Source organism: Enterococcus mundtii (assembly GCF_002813755.1).
In the GTDB taxonomy this organism is placed as follows: Bacteria; Bacillota; Bacilli; order Lactobacillales; family Enterococcaceae; genus Enterococcus_B; species Enterococcus_B mundtii.
On sequence record NZ_CP018061.1, the window covers coordinates 920,001 to 936,524 of the forward strand.

Here is a 16,524-nt window from a genome sequence, read left to right on the forward strand (position 1 = left end):
CCATGCCGAACACAGAAGTTAAGCTTCTTAGCGCCGATTGTAGTGAGGGGTTGCCCCTTGTGAGAGTAGGACGCCGCCACGCTGGTATTATTATTCCGGCATAGCTCAGTTGGTAGTAGCGCATGACTGTTAATCATGATGTCGTAGGTTCGAGTCCTACTGCCGGAGTTCTCATTTATGAGAAGAGTAATGAGCTTCTTTCACTCTGGAGAGTTGTCCGAGAGGCCGAAGGAGCATGATTGGAAATCATGTAGATGGTGCAAACTGTCTCAAGGGTTCGAATCCCTTACTCTCCGTAATTGATGTTTTACTGGCCCGTTGGTCAAGCGGTTAAGACACCGCCCTTTCACGGCGGTAACACGGGTTCGAATCCCGTACGGGTCATTTAATTGGATACATTGGAGGTTTAGCTCAGCTGGGAGAGCATCTGCCTTACAAGCAGAGGGTCAGCGGTTCGATCCCGTTAACCTCCATAATGATTTGGTTCCGTGGTGTAGGGGTTAACATGCCTGCCTGTCACGCAGGAGATCGCGGGTTCGATTCCCGTCGGGACCGTCATTTCTATTCAATTAAAAAATTAAATAATATATTCTTTATGGCGCGGTAGCTCAGTTGGTAGAGCAACGGATTGAAGCTCCGTGTGTCGGCAGTTCGATTCTGTCCCGCGCCACCATGGAGGAGTAGCGAAGTGGCTAAACGCGACGGACTGTAAATCCGTTCCTTAGGGTTCAGTGGTTCGAATCCACTCTCCTCCATTTTATAGGGGCATAGTTTAAAGGTAGAACAGCGGTCTCCAAAACCGTTAGTGTGGGTTCAATTCCTGCTGCCCCTGCCATGGCGGATGTGGCGAAGTGGTTAACGCATCGGATTGTGGCTCCGACATTCGTGGGTTCGATTCCCATCATTCGCCTTTTTTTCATTGGGGTATAGCCAAGCGGTAAGGCAAGGGACTTTGACTCCCTCATGCGTTGGTTCGAATCCAGCTACCCCAGTCCTATAAATATTAATTTATAGCTTAAAATAGTATAATGGCGGTATAGCCAAGTGGTAAGGCAGAGGTCTGCAAAACCTTCATCACCGGTTCAAATCCGGTTACCGCCTTAGTACTAATTACATTGCCGGCGTGGCGGAATTGGCAGACGCGCTGGACTCAAAATCCAGTGCCCGTTGAGGGCGTGCCGGTTCGACCCCGGCCGCCGGTATTAACTAAGATGACCACATCTTAGTTTTTTATTCGGAAATTAAATAACAAATTATTTTATTATGGCGGATGTGGCGAAGTGGTTAACGCATCGGATTGTGGCTCCGACACTCGTGGGTTCGATTCCCATCATTCGCCCTTTATTATTGGGGTATAGCCAAGCGGTAAGGCAAGGGACTTTGACTCCCTCATGCGTTGGTTCGAATCCAGCTACCCCAGTTTTTATCTATTTATTTGCCGGCGTGGCGGAATTGGCAGACGCGCTGGACTCAAAATCCAGTGATCTCACGATCGTGCCGGTTCGACCCCGGCCGCCGGTATTTTGGCACTAACGTAGTCTATACGTTGGTGCTTTTTTCTTTGTTAGACGTTATCGGCATTGAGGCATATATACGAACGGATAATATACGCCAGGAAAAATACCCATTGAATTATTTGAAATCTCAAAATAATTCAATGGGTATTTTTTATAAATAAATATCCAAGTGATTAAAAATAGCCTGTATAGTTTGTTGTGGAAGTGGCTGAATTTAAATGGGTGATTCTATCCATTAGAAGTGTCCAATCCTCTTGTGTAGGAATATTAGGCAAACGGTGAATCGGACATGGGAAATCTTCGTTCACATGTAGATCATAGTTGCAGATGATCAGGTTGGCTTGATGATCATTGATTTCTTTTTTTGTCACTGGTTGTTCAATCAAAAATTTGACTGAGATTTGTCGCAAGAAGAGTAATTCTGCTTCTTGAATAATATAATCGTCCATCGAGGGGCAACTTTGTAGTGCTACGATGACCCTCAGAGGTTGTTGTGACTTGATCCTTAAAATCGTTGCATGGAACGTGGTTAGGCTAGCTGCTAAGTGATCAAGATGTGTGAACTCAAACATCGGATGGACTTTTAATCGCTCTAAATGCTGAAGCCAAAGGTGAAAAAGCTCTGGGTATTTTTCTTTCATTAAATCAATCAAAGCTACAGAAGTCATTTCATATGACGGGCTCATCTTTGAGAGTAATCTTGTATTGATCAAGAAGGCTTCGATTTTGTCTAAAGCACCATTATCCAGCATCTGTTTTGGAAAAACCTGTAATAAAAAACGTTGGACTGCATCGACCACCACTGCATCTTCTTGACAACGGAAGGCGTAGGTTCGTTCTTCATCTAATCCTTGCCCATTTGAATAAGAAACACAATGTAAAAAAACGAGATACAGCCATAGTGATTCTGATTCAGGAATCGTTAGCTTGAAGAGTGAAGAATAATAGGAGGCAATCAGAGGTTCAATCAGTTGGTAGCCTCGATTTTTTTTGACTAAATCAATGGTGCTAGTGTTAAAGTGACAAAAGTTTTTAGACTGCCCTCTAACTTTAGCAATCGATAACCAAAGCGAAAAACGAAAATGGCTAAAATGCAGGAAAGTTATCCCACTTTTTCGACCATGAGCGATAATTGATTGCGCGTGTTGATTGCTATCAGAATCGATGATTTGACTATCACCAAAGCTTGAATAAAAAGAAAAGAGTAAAAAACGAATATCTTCTTCTTTGCCAATAAAAGTGAGCGGTCCGGTTGCTATCGATATGCGATACTCTTTCAGTACTTCATTCATATGACGAATGATATTGAAAATTGAACTACGAGAGATCATCAAGTGGTCTGATAATTGTTCTGTACTATACGTTTTGTTATGAAGCAATAGGTCCATCATCCGATAAATGGTTGTATCTTTAGCTAGTATAGTAATGACTGAATCGACAGAGATTTCTTGAGGATCTATTTGTAAGAATCCTTGTTCATTGTAAGTAATCTGAAAGTCAATCGTAGGTAAGGAATGATTGATAATATCGATATCTTTTCGTAAAGTTGGTTTTGATGTTCCTAACTTTTGTGATAGATCACTAAGGGTTAAATTTTTACTTTGGTGCGTACGTATAAACTGTAGTAAGTTATACTGTCGTTTGAATTGATTATCTAATTGTAATGTCATAGGTAAATTATTCATGAGAGGAACCTTTCTTTAAGACAAATATAGAATTTGAAAATAAGTACACTTTAGAAGATGAAAATATAGTTATTACTAATAGTGTATTAGTTATTTAAAATTTAATCAATCATTTTATCATTATTTTCACATTTTTATTTAACTGTTGTCGATGAGCGATGATTTAGTTGGCTCTATTATATATTATCTTTGATAATTCTTATTTCTGAGCGATGAAACTCATTTATGAATTAGATGAAATATTATTTTAAATAGATAAAGCGTTATGTTGAATCTCATTTTAATTAAATTTAATAATGAATGTAATCGATTTTATGTAATTTTAGTTAGTGATAAGAAGTTATTTATTTGTTTAATCTAATCTTATTCTAAATAAAATATTATTTTATGAATGCAAATATGTAGTGAGATATTCAGTTGTTAAGACTGAGTTTTAGTAGTAGTAGCAAGTTTCATTCTGAATTTATTAGAAATGGAAATAGTATTTCTAACTAAATAACGAAAATTAAATTACTAAATATTTAGTAAAATAAATCGTTTTCTTTTCTTACCAGTCACGTTATAATAGATAAAAATGATCACTAGGGGGTAGTGAAATGGCGAAGTTAACATTAGCGGTTTATGATAAAGAAGGAGTTCCAAGAAAAAGTTTTCAAGGAGAAGAAGAAATAGAAAAAGATTTGGTTGTGACAGCAGAAAATTTTGTGCATTTGTCTATGAGAAAATTTGAGTACCAAGAAGGAGATCAAATTGTTGTCGAAATGGATGAATCTGGGAGGTACCTATGGGTCAAACTAGATGAAACTTTAGAAAGTTCACTGATCTATCTACCGGGAAATAAATGGACCTATGAAGTATCATTTCATTCCAATCGTATCAAAGCCAGACCGGAGACTCGTTTTTCTGGGGGACGACATTATCTAAGTGTTCGTTGTGCTTCTGAAGAGGAAGTGAAGATGTATCGTAATTTAGCGTTGAATCCGCATGATCAAAAAGAAAAAACTGGTGCGTATCCACATGCGAGTGCAAATGTGGAAACGAGAAATGATGCCACTTTCTTTGCGTGTAATGCGATTGATGGCGTATACGCGAATCATTCTCATGGTTCATACCCATTTCAATCTTGGGGCATCAATCAGCAAGCTGATGCAGCTTTGACGATTGATTTTGGTCGAGAGGTCCAATTGGATAAAGTTGGTTTTACATGGCGAGCAGACTTTCCCCATGATAGTTACTGGACGAATGTGACGATTCAGTTTGACGATGGAACTAGTGAAACGTTTGCGACTAAAAAAACAGCTCAACCACAATATTTTTCATTTAGTGCAAGAAAGACCAAAGCTATTCGCTTTTGTGATCTTATTCAAGCGAATGACCCATCGCCGTTTCCTGCATTGACGCAAATTGAATTGTGGGGCATGAATGATCAGCCGATGAAAGGATAAGCAATGAAAAAATACTTTTTGAAGCAACTGTCAGAAGCCAAAAAAGAGTATCTTATGAATAAAGTAGTTCCTGAGTTGCCAGTCTCAGGGTATAGAGAGTTTTTGATGACTGGAGAGCGATTGGTTTTTGAGAAGGCTTACTTTGCAAGACGTAAACATGCTACTGTCTTGGCGTTGTCCTTATTGCAAAAAAAAGAAGCCAAAGTAGTTGAAGGGTTAGAACAAGTTTTATGGGAGATCTGCAATGAGTATAGTTGGAGTTTACCAGCTCATTTACCAATTGAAGCGAATCACTTTCGTGTGGATGCACCGACATGGATCGATTTATTTGCAGCTGAGACAGGACAAATGTTAGCAGAGATAGTCAAGCTGTTTGAGAAAGAATTATCTGAGCTCTTGACGTTTCGAATCCGGTCGGAAATCGATCGACGACTCTTCGTTCCTTTTGTAACAAACACATGGCCGTTTGAATCATTTGAAAACAATTGGAGTGCGGTTGTAGGTGGTTCGATTGGTATGGCTGCCTTGGATATACAAGAAAAAGGCGATGAATTACAAGCGGAGATATTGAGGAAGGTAGATCGTTGTATGGCCTCTTATTTACGAAGTTTTGGTATGGATGGCGCATGTGAGGAAGGCGTCAGCTATTGGGCATACGGATTTGGTTATTATATTTATTTTGCAGAAAAGTACCAACAAGTTTATGATGATGACCGCTATCTGTTGGGTGATAAAGTGAAAAAAATCGCGGCTTTCCCTAATTATGTGATGCTCGCTGAAACAGAGGCTATACCGTTTTCCGACTACCACCCAGCGGATTTACCAAGTGGATTATTGAGTTTCTGTCAGGAAAGGTTTCATGTCGCCATTCCCGAAGTTGAGAGAATCAATGATTTAGATTTTGATCATTGTTATCGTTTTGCCCCTTTATTACGTAATTTACTCTGGTCAAACCAGCATATTTTGAATGATCAAAACGAAATCATTCATTATTTTGAGGATGTGGCATGGGGCGTTCTTAGATCTCCGAAAGAAAATCTGGTGTTTGCAGCAAAGGGAGGACGAAATGATGAAAGCCATAATCATATAGATATTGGTCATTTCGTATTTGGTACGAGAGAAGACTTATTTCTTACCGATCTTGGGGCGGGAGAATATACAAAAGATTACTTTGATGAAAAAACACGTTATCTTTTCTTAGTGAACAGCGCGCTTGGGCATAGCATACCTATCGTTGCGAACAGTTACCAATTACCTGGAGCTGTTTCAGCGGAAGATACGAGTTTTCAATCAACGAGAACTGGTGGAGTCTTCAAGACCGAATTGGCTTCCACGTATCCTTCGCAGATAGGACTACGCCAGATGGATCGGACAATAGAAGTGGATCGTTCGAAACGACAACTTGTTTTGAGTGATGCATTTACATTCGAAAAAGAAAATCAGTTAGTTATTGAAAATTTTATAACGACAAATCCAGTGGAAGTTATAGGAAAAACGGTATGTATCACAGGAGAAAAAGAAAAGTGTGAGATGTATTTTTCAAAACCTGTGCAGTTGATCAGAGAAAGTTATTTCGATCACTATGGCCAAAAAAATGAAGCTACGCTGATCCAAGCGACTTATCAGTTGCTGAAAGAAGAAACAATCCAGATCGAGATTGCGATCAAAAGTAAATGAGGACACGTGATTATCAGCGATAAGCGTGCGACTTGTTTAATGGAATAAGGTAGTGACACACACATCCTCGCAACCGAATAAATGGTGTTTCAGAAGCAATTCCTTCGTAAATAAGCTAGAAAACCCAAAAGTTTTAAAAAATCGGGTTTTCTAGCTTATTTATCGGAAGTTCATCTATCTATCATGAGTTCTTTTTATTTGGTGGGGTAGTTGAGCCACGGACGATTAATTCTGTATCTAATAGGATTCGTTTCGCAATACCCGGGGAGTGGATACGTTCGTGTAAAAGATTGATGCCTGTTTCGCCCATTTCCTCTGTATAAGCTCTGACCGTTGAAAGGGGTGGCGTGATGTAGCGAGAAATCGATAAATCATTGATACCCATCACGCTAATGTGTTTAGGTACTTGGATCTGATGAGCATTCAATGTATGGATGATACCGATAGCAAAAGCATCATTTGCGGCTAAAATGGCAGTCGGTAGATCGTCTTGCCATTGTGCTAAGGCTTTTTCTGTCAGTGATTCACTCGTTTTGACGTCAAGAGAACTATTTTCTTTTACGAAAAAATAATTTTCGTCGAATAGCTGATGATGTTTCATCATATCGATATACGTATTAGTCGTTGGTGTTTTGTAGGTTCGATAACCGTAGAGATTGGCACTTTCTTCTGCACCGATATAGGCAATTTTTTTATGTCCTAAATCTAAGAGATGAGTAAGTGCGACTTCAGTGGCTTGACCAAAATCAGTATTGACACAGTCATAATCGTGAAAAGGAAAATTTGATCCGACGACGCATAGATTTGGCGCAGTAGTATTTAATTCATCAATTTTTTCTTGCGTGAATTTACCGATTGCTAAGATGCCATCGACTGCTTGGATTTGATGTTGTTCGTTTTGGGAAAAGTTAATGACGTGATAGCCAAGTTCCACCGCACGTTTTTCGGCAGCTAAACGAATGGACATGTAATAAATATCTTCTAGTTCTTCGTCACTCGTGCGCCAAGTAATCAAACCAAGGACACCTTTTTTTTTCAACAGTTCATTAGCTGAGTGGGAATTGCCATTTTTTTTTGCCTTCTTTTTATATTTAGTGTAGTTCAGCTTTTCTGCAATTTCGAAAACTTTACGTTTTGTTTCTTCTGTTGCTGAGAGTGTATCATCATAATTTAATACGCGTGAAACAGTAGAAATCGATACGCCTGCTTCCTTTGCGATGTCGGTGATCGTCGCCATAAGCTACCTCCGGATAATAGACTTTATTAATTATAGTATAGGTAATTTCAGTAAAAAGGCAAGTAAAAATATTTATTTTTTTACCAAAAAAATGTTGACTTTTTACTAATTTTAGGTAAAATTTAGTAAAAGAAAACGATTTCATTAGGAGGGGAGACAAATCAAACGATTTCTCTTCGGATTACAATTTATTTTTATCGTTAGTTTTTGTACAGGATGTCAAACAAATAGCCGACAACAAGAGAAGGCTTTTGAGAATCAAATCAAAGAAGAAATCCAGCAAAAGGCGCATGTTTTTACTGAAAAAGAATATCAGTCAGCAGAGGTCCCGTTGCATCAGTGGGTAAAAATCGAAGGAAAAATTATACGATCAGATGCTCAAGAACAAATAGAAAAAGGCGATCGCTTTATTCTGAGAAGTGGTTCAAGTGATTACCAAGTATTCAATGAACAAGCAACAACAATCAATGTGGGCGATGAAGTGATCGTTTACGGAGAATATTATGGGTTTATCAAAGGATTTTTAATTGAAAGGAAGAATATACATGCAACAATTTCGTACAAAAAAACAATGGCAAGAAAATTTTCGCCAGTTAATGGCACCGTTACGTCCTTATTACAAAAACCAACCGGGTAAATTAAAACTAGGAACACATGGGACCGTCTATTCAGAGGCAACAAGAGAAGTTGAAGCATTTTTACGTCCACTCTGGGGAGTTGGTCCTTATCTGGTCGACGAAGATGATGCTGAATTAGCATCTGATTATCTGAAAGGAATCATTGCAGGGACTGATCCACAGAGTGATGAGTATTGGGGGACAGTAACAGACTATGATCAGTTGATTGTCGAGATGGCTTCAATAAGTACGACGCTCCTTTTGAATCCTGAAAAAATCTGGGGACGTTTAACTTCGAGGGAACAGACGAACCTGGCAGAGTGGTTATTCACAGTGAATTCGTGTAAAATCCCTAAAAATAATTGGTATTTTTTCCGTATATTGGTGAATATCGCATTGAAAAAATGTGGCAAATCCTACTCACAGCAACAAATCGATCAAGATTTTGAAGTGATCGAGCATTTTTACAATGACAATGGTTGGTATTTTGATGGGGCAGATACGCAATATGATTACTACGTCTCATTTGCAATCCACTATTACAGCTTAGTATATGCCCATTTTATGGCAGAGGAAGATCCAGTCCGCACAAAACGGATCAAAGAGCGGGCCGTTCTTTTTGCTCAAACATTTAAATATTGGTTTGATGCGAATGGCGAAGCATTACCTTTTGGACGTAGCTTGACATACCGCTTTGCCCAAGCGAGCTTTTTCAGTGCCTTGGTGTTCGCGGATGTGGAAGCACTCCCTTGGGGTGAAATCAAAGGATTGCTTAGTCGTCATTTAGAAAACTGGATGGATAAAGAGATTTTCTCGACAGATGGGCTTCTAACTGTTGGATATCATTATCAAAATCTAGTGTTTGGGGAAGGGTATAACGGACCGGGTTCTCCCTATTGGGCAATGAAGAGTTTTCTCTTATTAGCTGTACCTGATGATCATCCGTATTGGCAAGCAGAAATATGTCCACTACAAATTGAAGAAAAGACACTAGCAATGCCGGAAAGTAAAAATTTTTACCAATATAATCAGTCATTAACGCATCTTCAAGCTTTCCCAGCTGGGCAGTTTGTCAATCAGCAAAGCTTCCCACATGCCAAATATAGTAAATTCGTCTATTCGACACGCTTCGGTTTCAGTGTCCCAAAATCTGATTATTGGTATTACGAAGGTGCCTACGACAGTACGTTAGCTTTGGCAAAAGATGGTCATTATTTCCGTCCGAAAGGGTTAGACCTAGATTTTTCTGTTCTACCTGATCGTATCATCCATGAATGGTCTCCGTGGGAAGACGTCAAAATCCATTCCACGATCGTTCCACTGGAAAACTGTCACGTCAGAGTCCATGAAATTGAAACAACAGATGCTATACATGCGTATGACGGAGGTTTTAGTGTCCCTCTCGAACAGACTTTGCCAAAAGCAGAGGCGTTAAGTATCGAAGCAAAAACAAGTATCGGAATTTCAAAGATCGAGGGCATCATCGGGTATGAAAAAGCGGATGTTGTGCGAACGGAACCAAATACGAATCTCTTTTACCCACGTACGATGTTACCTTTTGTCTCAGCTGAGATCTCCTCAGGCAAACACTTGCTTGTGTCCCTTGTTTCAGGGACTTTACCTGATGAAACAGTGATCCAGCCAGTTATTGAGCAAAAAGGACAAAAATTACTGATCCAACAAAAGAATCAAACGATCGAACTAACGATTAGATAATGGAGGTAGGAATGACACAATTTGATTGGTTGACACATGAAATTGATTTTGTAACTAATAAAGTCAAAAAAAATCTGACACTTTTTCAAGATACCGTACCACCTGCTGCGAGCGTAGACCTTGTCTACGTTCCAGAGGAAAACACGGATTGGACAGCTAGTTTTTGGATAGGGATGCTCTTCCTAGTAAAAGAACTGACGAATGACCAAGCGGTTGATGCAACGATCGAAAAACAATTGGCATCTTTTCGCCAACGCCTTGAAAATGACATTGCGCTTGAAACACATGATATCGGTTTTTTGTACACACTCTCAGCAGTAGCTGATTATCAAGTGAACCGGCGGGAATCTTCAAAAGAATTAGCAATTCAAGCAGCGGATCGGCTGATGAAGCGTTATGACGATAATACACAGATCATTCAAGCTTGGGGAGATTTAGAGGATGAGCACCAACGTGGGCGTATGATCATCGATTGTTTGATGAACTTACCACTTCTGTATTTTGCATCTAATATGACGGGAGAGAGTAGTTATAAAGAAGCTGCCTATGCCCATGCCAAACAAACACAACGTTACATCGTTCGTGATAATTTTACGACATACCATACGTATTATTTTGATCCGAAAACTGGCAAAGCAATCGGTGGTAAGACACAACAAGGGTTTTCAGATGATTCTTGTTGGGCGCGTGGGCAAGCATGGGGAATCTATGGTTTTACACTGAGTTATAATCATACAGGTGATTACACGTTTTTAGAAACAGCCAAAAAACTAGCTGACTATTTCATCGACTGCTTACCAGAAGACACTATCTGTTATTGGGATTTAGTATTTCATGATGGCAGTGGAGAAGAAAGAGACACGTCCGCTGCGGCAATCGCGGTGTGTGGTTTATTGGAACTGGCGAAGCAACTGCCATTAAGCGATCCGAAAAAAGAATATTATCAAACTGTTGCTATTACAATTATGAAAACGTTATTAAAGCGTTATACAAGTGTGGATTCGCCACAATCAAATGGCTTATTGCTTGAAGGTGTTTATGACAAAAAATCAAATAAAGGAGTGAAGGAGTGCATGATCTGGGGGGATTACTACTATGTAGAAGCCCTGATAAGACTGAAAAAAGTTTGGTACAGTTACTGGTAAAAAACTAAGATGAAAGAAATGGAGGGAATTGGAATATGAAGTTTTGGAAAAAAAGTTTAGTTGCTGGATTACTTGTTAGTGGAGGGCTATGGTTGGGGGCCTGCGGAAATGAAAACCAAGCACAAGATCAAACGGATGGAATGGTGTTGACGGTCAGTACGTGGAATTATGATACTACGCCAGAATTTGACAAACTTTTTCGGGCATTTGAAAAGGAAAATCCAGGGGTAACGGTGAAACCAGTCGATATTGCTTCAGATGATTATGATACGAAATTGACCACGATGTTAGCCAGCGGAGATTCGACAGATGTGTTGACGATGAAAAATCTCTTGTCTTATTCAAACTATGCATTAAGAGATCAATTAGTCGATCTATCTTCGCACATCAAAGATTTAGACACAGACCCTGCCATGGAAAGCTACGAGATGTATGATATTGATGGAAAAACCTATGCGCAACCGTATCGTACAGACTTTTGGGTGCTTTATTATAATAAAAAGTTATTTGATGAGGCAGGATTGCCTTATCCAGATAATCTGACTTGGGAAGAATACGAAGAATTAGCGAAAGAACTTTCAAAACCAGAAGAGCAAGTATACGGTGCATACCAACATACGTGGCGTTCGACTGTTCAAGCGATTGCTGCTGCGCAAAATAATAAAAATCTGGTGGAGCCAGATTATGGATTTTTAGGTGAGTACTATGACCGTGTATTGCGGATGCAAGAAGACCAAGCACAGATGGATTTTGGTACGGCCAAGTCGACGAATGTGACCTATCAATCTCAATTTGAAAACTCCAAGGCAGCCATGATGTATATGGGCTCTTGGTACATGGGCGCTTTGTTGACTAATATCGATGCTGGAACAACAGATGTGGAGTGGGGGATTTCTCAAATGCCACAAAATGAAAAAGGAAAGGAAATCCAAACATTTGGGTCACCAACAGCCTTTGCGATCAATAAGAACTCGAAAGAACAAGAACTAGCGCAAAAATTCCTTGATTTTTGTTCGGGTGAAGCGGGAGCAAAAGTATTAGCAGAAGTAGGTGTAGTACCTTCTTATCGCACAGATGCGATCAATGAGTTGTACTTTAGCCGTAAGGGAATGCCAAATGACGAAGTCTCACAAACAGCTTTCAATCCGGAGAAGATCGCTATTGAGTTTCCAGTGGATGAAAACGGACCAGCTATCGATAAGATTTTACAAGAAGAACATGAACTGATTTTAGTAGGAGACGAAACACCAAAAGAAGCAATTGGTAATATGGAAAAACGAGTAAAACAAGAAAGTGAATAAAAAGGTGTGTGGCAATTTTGTCTTGAAGGTGTAAGATTTCTTTCATTTTCATATCAAATAAATAAGGGGGATAAATGATTTTCCTCCGCTATCTTGTCAACTATATGCTGAAGTAGCTTTCTCTGCGCCTTCAGTGTATAGCTAACAGGAATACCTGTTATTGCCTTTAATGAAAGGGGGAGCGTTAAAAGAACCAATTGGTTTTTTTGACATCAAGCTATGGAAGTAACGAAGTCAGCTTCACGTAAACTAAAACGTAAAAATACGTTGATTGCTTGGTCATTTATTGCGCCAAATTTTATTGGATTTTTGATTTTTACTTTAGTACCTGTTGTTTTTTCATTGATTTTAGCCTTTATGAAATGGGATTCCTTTAGTACACCCGAATTTGTTGGTCTGCAAAATTTCACTCGCATGTTATCGGATGATACATTTTGGATCTCTCTTAAAAACACCTTTTTGTATACGATCGGTGTGGTTCCGTTGACATTGATATGTTCATTGGGCTTGGCCATTTTATTGAATCAGAAAATCAAAGGAGTCAAATTTTTTCGGACAGCTTTTTTCTTTCCGTATGTCACATCATTAGTAGCAATCGCAGTGGTGTGGAGTATGTTGTTCCATCCTACTATGGGACCGATCAACCAGTTTTTACGTGTGGTTATCGAAAATCCCCCTGGTTGGTTGTCTAGTTCAGATTGGGCATTGACAGCGATCATTATCGTTAGTGTCTGGCGAGGAATGGGATACTACATGATTTTATACTTAGCTGGCTTACAAGGGATCTCGAAAGAATTGTACGAAGCAGCTGCAATGGATGGTGCGAATAAATGGAAACAATTCATCCACATCACCGTGCCTGCATTGCGCCCAACAACCTTTTTTGTGACGATCATGTTGGTTATCAATTGCTTCAAGATTTTTGACCTTGTTCAAGTGATGACTGATGGAGGACCGGGGCGTGCGACCAATGTGTTAGTTTATCAAGTTTATAGTGAAGCGTTCGTAAAATTCAATTTCGGCTATGCTTCCGCGATTGCTATGGTCTTGTTTGTCATCGTCCTTGTGATTACAGTCATCCAGTTTAAATGGAATCAGATCCGAGAGAAAGTGTAAAGGAGGAGAACGGATGAATAATCGATCAGAAAAAAAATCATTTCATAAAATTTTAGTATTTACGTTACTTCTAATTTTTTCACTGCTCACTTTGATCCCTTTTATCTGGATGATCTCTGCGTCATTCAAAGCGAACAATGATGTCTTTTCGGTTCCGATCCAATGGATACCTAAAACCTGGCATCCAGAAAACTATTCGGTCATTTGGACACGCATTCCATTATTGACCTTTTTCAAAAATACAGCCATTTTAAGTATCGTGATCACGTTGATCCAGTTATTTACATCAAGTTTTGCTGCTTATGGTTTCTCTAAAATGCATTTTAAAGGAAGAAACCTCCTTTTTCTTGCATATATTGGTACGATCGCTGTTCCATGGCAATCCTATATGATCCCACAATTTATCATGATGCGGCAATTAGGATTATCTGATACGTTACTTTCTTTGATTTTGTTACAAGCATTTAGTGCATTTGGCGTATTTTTATTGAAACAATACTATAGTAGTATTCCCGATTCACTTTGTGAAAGTGCAAGAATTGATGGATTATCCGAATGGGGCATCTATCGCAGGATCATCTTACCATTGACTAAACCAGCTTTGGCTAGTTTGACGATCATCACTTTTGTCAATACATGGAATGACTACATGGGACCATTCATTTATCTGTCATCTACAGAAAACAAAACGATCCAATTAGGATTGAAAATGTTCGTTGGCTTGTACGATACGGAATATGCCTTGATCATGGCAGCGTCTGTGTTGTCTGTTTTACCAGTTGCGATTGTCTTTTTAGCCATGCAAAAATATTTTGTTGAAGGTATTGCTTCTTCTGGGGTCAAAGGATAGAAAGGAAAGACTATGTTTAAAAAGCAAACATTTGAAACGAATGTTTACATGAAGCTGTTTCGTTTAGCATATAGTTTTCTGGCGGGCAATCTATGCTTATTACTGGTGAATCTCCCATTTTTTTTAGTCGTAGTAACTACTGCGATCGATATCAGGAATAGCCTCATTTTCTTAGGAAGTCTGTTTTTTTTCTTACCTGCCGCCATGACAATTTTTGCCTGGTTTGTTGAGGGAATCCAAGAAAACGAAGTTCCAGTCAAAACTTTTTTTCAATTGTATCGCCGGGCATGGAAAAAAAGTATGTACTTAGGTGGTCCAGGATATCTTGTAATCGTGATCTCTTTTGTCGATATCCTGTTTTTCATGCACCAACCAATCGGAAAATGGCTCATTCCTTTCTTTTTCTTATTGATCATCTTAGCTATTAGTCTGATCGCGAATAACTTTTATCTCCAAGTAAGAAATCCAGAAATCTCCATACGAAAAATCTACCACGTCTCTTTCTATTATGTATTGAAAAAGTGGTACATTAGTTTATTGAATACTATTTTGGTGTTTCTTTTGCTGATCGTGATGGTCGTTAAGCCCCAATTTGGTTTCTTACTCACTCCCTGTTTATTTCTAGGCTTGATTTATTTGAACTGTAAGCAGACCTATCGACATTTAAGTCAAAATCAGTAGACGCTAAAGAATAAAAAATTTGAAAAACAACCAGCCCCCAAAAGTGAGACCAAAAATCTAACTTTTGGGGGCTAATCATTTTGAATAATATTCATTTTGAATAATATTCATTGATCAGTGCCACGAAGATATAGGGGAAAGTTCAATAGATACTAGAATCGAAAGCTTTTTCCAACCAATAGCCATAGGACAAGTGGTATCAGGAACAGCCCGCTTGCAGTCATGATCCAATCAATTGAGATGACATCTGCTAATGGACCTAAAATCAACATCGTAGCCGGTGAAGCAATACTGATTGCCATTGTTACTAAACTCATGACACGCCCCATATGGGCATGATCGGTTTTTGCTTGGAAGAATGAAACCATAGCAGTTCGTGAGATGGGCACAACAAAACCAATTGCTACCATCATGGCGAAATACAGCCAGAAATTTGATGTCAGACCTAACAAAATAAAAGGAAGAATCAATAATGAATAGCCTAAAGCAATCGTTTTGATTTTATTTTTGAAACCTCCCCAAGTACTCATCACAGATCCTCCAACTAACATCCCAGCAGCAAAACCAATCTCAATGGCTGATAGCTGCCATAGTCCGTCATGAAAATTACGAGTGATTTGTAAAGGCGCTAAATTTGCAGCAGGTGTAGAAAATATACTGCCCATAAAACCAACAAGGATCAGTGCGAGCAGGATTTTATGAGTACGGAGGTATTTGATACCTGAGTTTATTTCGGATAACACGTTTATTTTATTTGTTTCTTGAGATTTCATTGGGGAAACTGTTACTCGAAAAAACAGCATAGTCACACCGATAACCGCTGTCACAAAGTCGATCATCAATATCATCTCTAAAGGTAAAACTGTCAGTAATGTTGCTGCTAATGCAGGACTTGCAAGCATCATCACAGCTTGGATCGTTTGATCAATGCCGTTGATCCGTACTAAGTGCTTTTCTTTGGCAATTTGTGGAATGAGCGAAGAGACAGCAGGCGTTTGAAATCCTTGACCTACAGAGCGAATGAATATCAGTCCCAATAATAAGAAAAGATTATGCTCCATTTCTTTGTTTATCATCAATAAAATCGCCATGAACAAAGAAGCAAGTGCAACGCAGCTATCAGATAAAATAGCGATTTTTTTTCGGTCGTAATGATCAGCAAGTGCTCCTGCAAAAGGCATGACCAGCACCATTGGTAAGATGCCAATAGCGTTCATCAAACCAACCATCGTTCCTGATTGGGTTGATAATGTGACATGCCAAATAATAGCATACTGTACCAACATCGTTCCGATCATTGAGATGGCTTGCGATGTTAGTAAGTATGCTATGTTCGTTTTCCAATTCTTTTCATCATAAATAATTTTTGACATTTGTATTCTCTCCCTTTTGATATAAATCATGTGCTTAACAATTTATATGCCCAAAAGGGTTTTTCGGAGAATGTGTCCTAATTGCTGTCACGAATTTATCATATCTAAAAAAATTTGTAAAGAACAAATAGGAGGGAAGTACTCATGCAAACGATTATGATACT

Annotated in this window: 12 protein-coding genes, 15 tRNA genes and 1 rRNA gene (1 of these 28 cut by a window edge); 25 read left to right on the forward strand and 3 right to left on the reverse strand. The window is 39.0% G+C overall.

Translation table 11 applies throughout. The features are described from left to right. The 16 genes from rrf to EM4838_RS04585 all read left to right on the forward strand — a co-directional run. A 5S ribosomal RNA gene (gene rrf / locus EM4838_RS04510) occupies positions 1-82 on the forward strand; it begins 34 nt to the left of the window's first position. 12 nt (positions 83-94) lie between these two features. After that, positions 95-168, forward strand: a tRNA-Asn gene (locus EM4838_RS04515). A 39-nt stretch (positions 169-207) separates the two neighbouring features. After that, positions 208-296: transfer RNA gene (locus EM4838_RS04520), tRNA-Ser, on the forward strand. Positions 297-312: 16 nt separating this feature from the next. Then, positions 313-384 (forward strand) — tRNA-Glu (locus EM4838_RS04525). 16 nt (positions 385-400) lie between these two features. Next, positions 401-473: transfer RNA gene (locus EM4838_RS04530), tRNA-Val, on the forward strand. 9 nt (positions 474-482) lie between these two features. Continuing rightward, a tRNA-Asp gene (locus tag EM4838_RS04535) sits at positions 483-555 on the forward strand. Positions 556-597: 42 nt separating this feature from the next. Further along, positions 598-673: transfer RNA gene (locus tag EM4838_RS04540), tRNA-Phe, on the forward strand. A gap of 1 nt (position 674) precedes the next feature. Next, positions 675-755 (forward strand) — tRNA-Tyr (locus EM4838_RS04545). Positions 756-761: 6 nt separating this feature from the next. Further along, positions 762-835, forward strand: a tRNA-Trp gene (locus tag EM4838_RS04550). Positions 836-837: 2 nt separating this feature from the next. Continuing rightward, a tRNA-His gene (locus EM4838_RS04555) sits at positions 838-910 on the forward strand. Between the two features lie 10 nt (positions 911-920). Continuing rightward, positions 921-992, forward strand: a tRNA-Gln gene (locus tag EM4838_RS04560). 38 nt (positions 993-1,030) lie between these two features. Further along, positions 1,031-1,101, forward strand: a tRNA-Cys gene (locus tag EM4838_RS04565). A gap of 16 nt (positions 1,102-1,117) precedes the next feature. Next, a tRNA-Leu gene (locus EM4838_RS04570) sits at positions 1,118-1,202 on the forward strand. Positions 1,203-1,266: 64 nt separating this feature from the next. Then, positions 1,267-1,339, forward strand: a tRNA-His gene (locus EM4838_RS04575). Between the two features lie 9 nt (positions 1,340-1,348). Further along, positions 1,349-1,420: transfer RNA gene (locus tag EM4838_RS04580), tRNA-Gln, on the forward strand. A gap of 17 nt (positions 1,421-1,437) precedes the next feature. Then, positions 1,438-1,521, forward strand: a tRNA-Leu gene (locus EM4838_RS04585). Positions 1,522-1,690: 169 nt separating this feature from the next. Here EM4838_RS04585 and EM4838_RS04590 read toward each other — a convergent pair. Further along, on the reverse strand, positions 1,691-3,202 hold the full coding sequence (locus tag EM4838_RS04590) for a helix-turn-helix domain-containing protein (RefSeq protein ID WP_071868038.1): 1,512 nt from the start codon (positions 3,200-3,202) through the stop codon (positions 1,691-1,693). 596 nt (positions 3,203-3,798) lie between these two features. Between EM4838_RS04590 and EM4838_RS04595 the strand changes: the two genes are divergently transcribed. Both EM4838_RS04595 and EM4838_RS04600 read left to right on the forward strand, forming a co-directional pair. Further along, a complete protein-coding gene (locus EM4838_RS04595) occupies positions 3,799-4,647 on the forward strand; it encodes a discoidin domain-containing protein (RefSeq protein WP_071868037.1) in 849 nt (282 codons plus the stop codon). 3 nt (positions 4,648-4,650) lie between these two features. Continuing rightward, positions 4,651-6,324: a hypothetical protein gene (locus tag EM4838_RS04600; protein ID WP_071868036.1), complete on the forward strand. Its 1,674-nt coding sequence runs from the start codon at positions 4,651-4,653 to the stop codon at positions 6,322-6,324. A gap of 181 nt (positions 6,325-6,505) precedes the next feature. Here the strand turns inward: EM4838_RS04600 and EM4838_RS04605 are convergent, their stop codons facing one another. After that, positions 6,506-7,561: a LacI family DNA-binding transcriptional regulator gene (locus tag EM4838_RS04605; protein ID WP_071868035.1), complete on the reverse strand. Its 1,056-nt coding sequence runs from the start codon at positions 7,559-7,561 to the stop codon at positions 6,506-6,508. A 331-nt stretch (positions 7,562-7,892) separates the two neighbouring features. Between EM4838_RS04605 and EM4838_RS16675 the strand changes: the two genes are divergently transcribed. From EM4838_RS16675 to EM4838_RS04640, 7 genes are all read left to right on the forward strand, one after another. Continuing rightward, positions 7,893-8,198, forward strand: coding sequence for a hypothetical protein (locus tag EM4838_RS16675; protein ID WP_179948050.1), 306 nt, complete (start codon positions 7,893-7,895; stop codon positions 8,196-8,198). Beyond that, positions 8,107-9,894 carry a DUF2264 domain-containing protein gene (locus tag EM4838_RS04615; RefSeq protein WP_071868034.1) on the forward strand — a complete coding sequence of 596 codons (1,788 nt, stop codon included), beginning with the start codon at positions 8,107-8,109 and terminating at the stop codon, positions 9,892-9,894. The genes EM4838_RS16675 and EM4838_RS04615 overlap by 92 nt, the downstream gene beginning before the upstream one ends. Positions 9,895-9,905: 11 nt before the next feature. Then, the gene (locus EM4838_RS04620; RefSeq protein WP_100917240.1) at positions 9,906-11,039 is read left to right on the forward strand and encodes a glycoside hydrolase family 88 protein; all 1,134 of its coding nucleotides are present in this window, start codon (positions 9,906-9,908) and stop codon (positions 11,037-11,039) included. A 35-nt stretch (positions 11,040-11,074) separates the two neighbouring features. Next, a complete protein-coding gene (locus EM4838_RS04625) occupies positions 11,075-12,340 on the forward strand; it encodes an ABC transporter substrate-binding protein (protein ID WP_071868032.1) in 1,266 nt (421 codons plus the stop codon). Positions 12,341-12,559: 219 nt separating this feature from the next. After that, positions 12,560-13,456, forward strand: coding sequence for a carbohydrate ABC transporter permease (locus tag EM4838_RS04630; protein WP_065095643.1), 897 nt, complete (start codon positions 12,560-12,562; stop codon positions 13,454-13,456). 13 nt (positions 13,457-13,469) lie between these two features. Then, entirely contained in the window at positions 13,470-14,306 is an 837-nt protein-coding gene (locus EM4838_RS04635) for a carbohydrate ABC transporter permease (RefSeq protein ID WP_019724157.1), read from the forward strand. A 12-nt stretch (positions 14,307-14,318) separates the two neighbouring features. Beyond that, positions 14,319-14,987: a DUF624 domain-containing protein gene (locus EM4838_RS04640; protein ID WP_071868031.1), complete on the forward strand. Its 669-nt coding sequence runs from the start codon at positions 14,319-14,321 to the stop codon at positions 14,985-14,987. 152 nt (positions 14,988-15,139) lie between these two features. Here EM4838_RS04640 and EM4838_RS04645 read toward each other — a convergent pair whose 3' ends face one another. Then, positions 15,140-16,360 carry an MFS transporter gene (locus EM4838_RS04645; protein WP_071868030.1) on the reverse strand — a complete coding sequence of 407 codons (1,221 nt, stop codon included), beginning with the start codon at positions 16,358-16,360 and terminating at the stop codon, positions 15,140-15,142. Between the last annotated feature and the right edge of the window lie 164 nt (positions 16,361-16,524).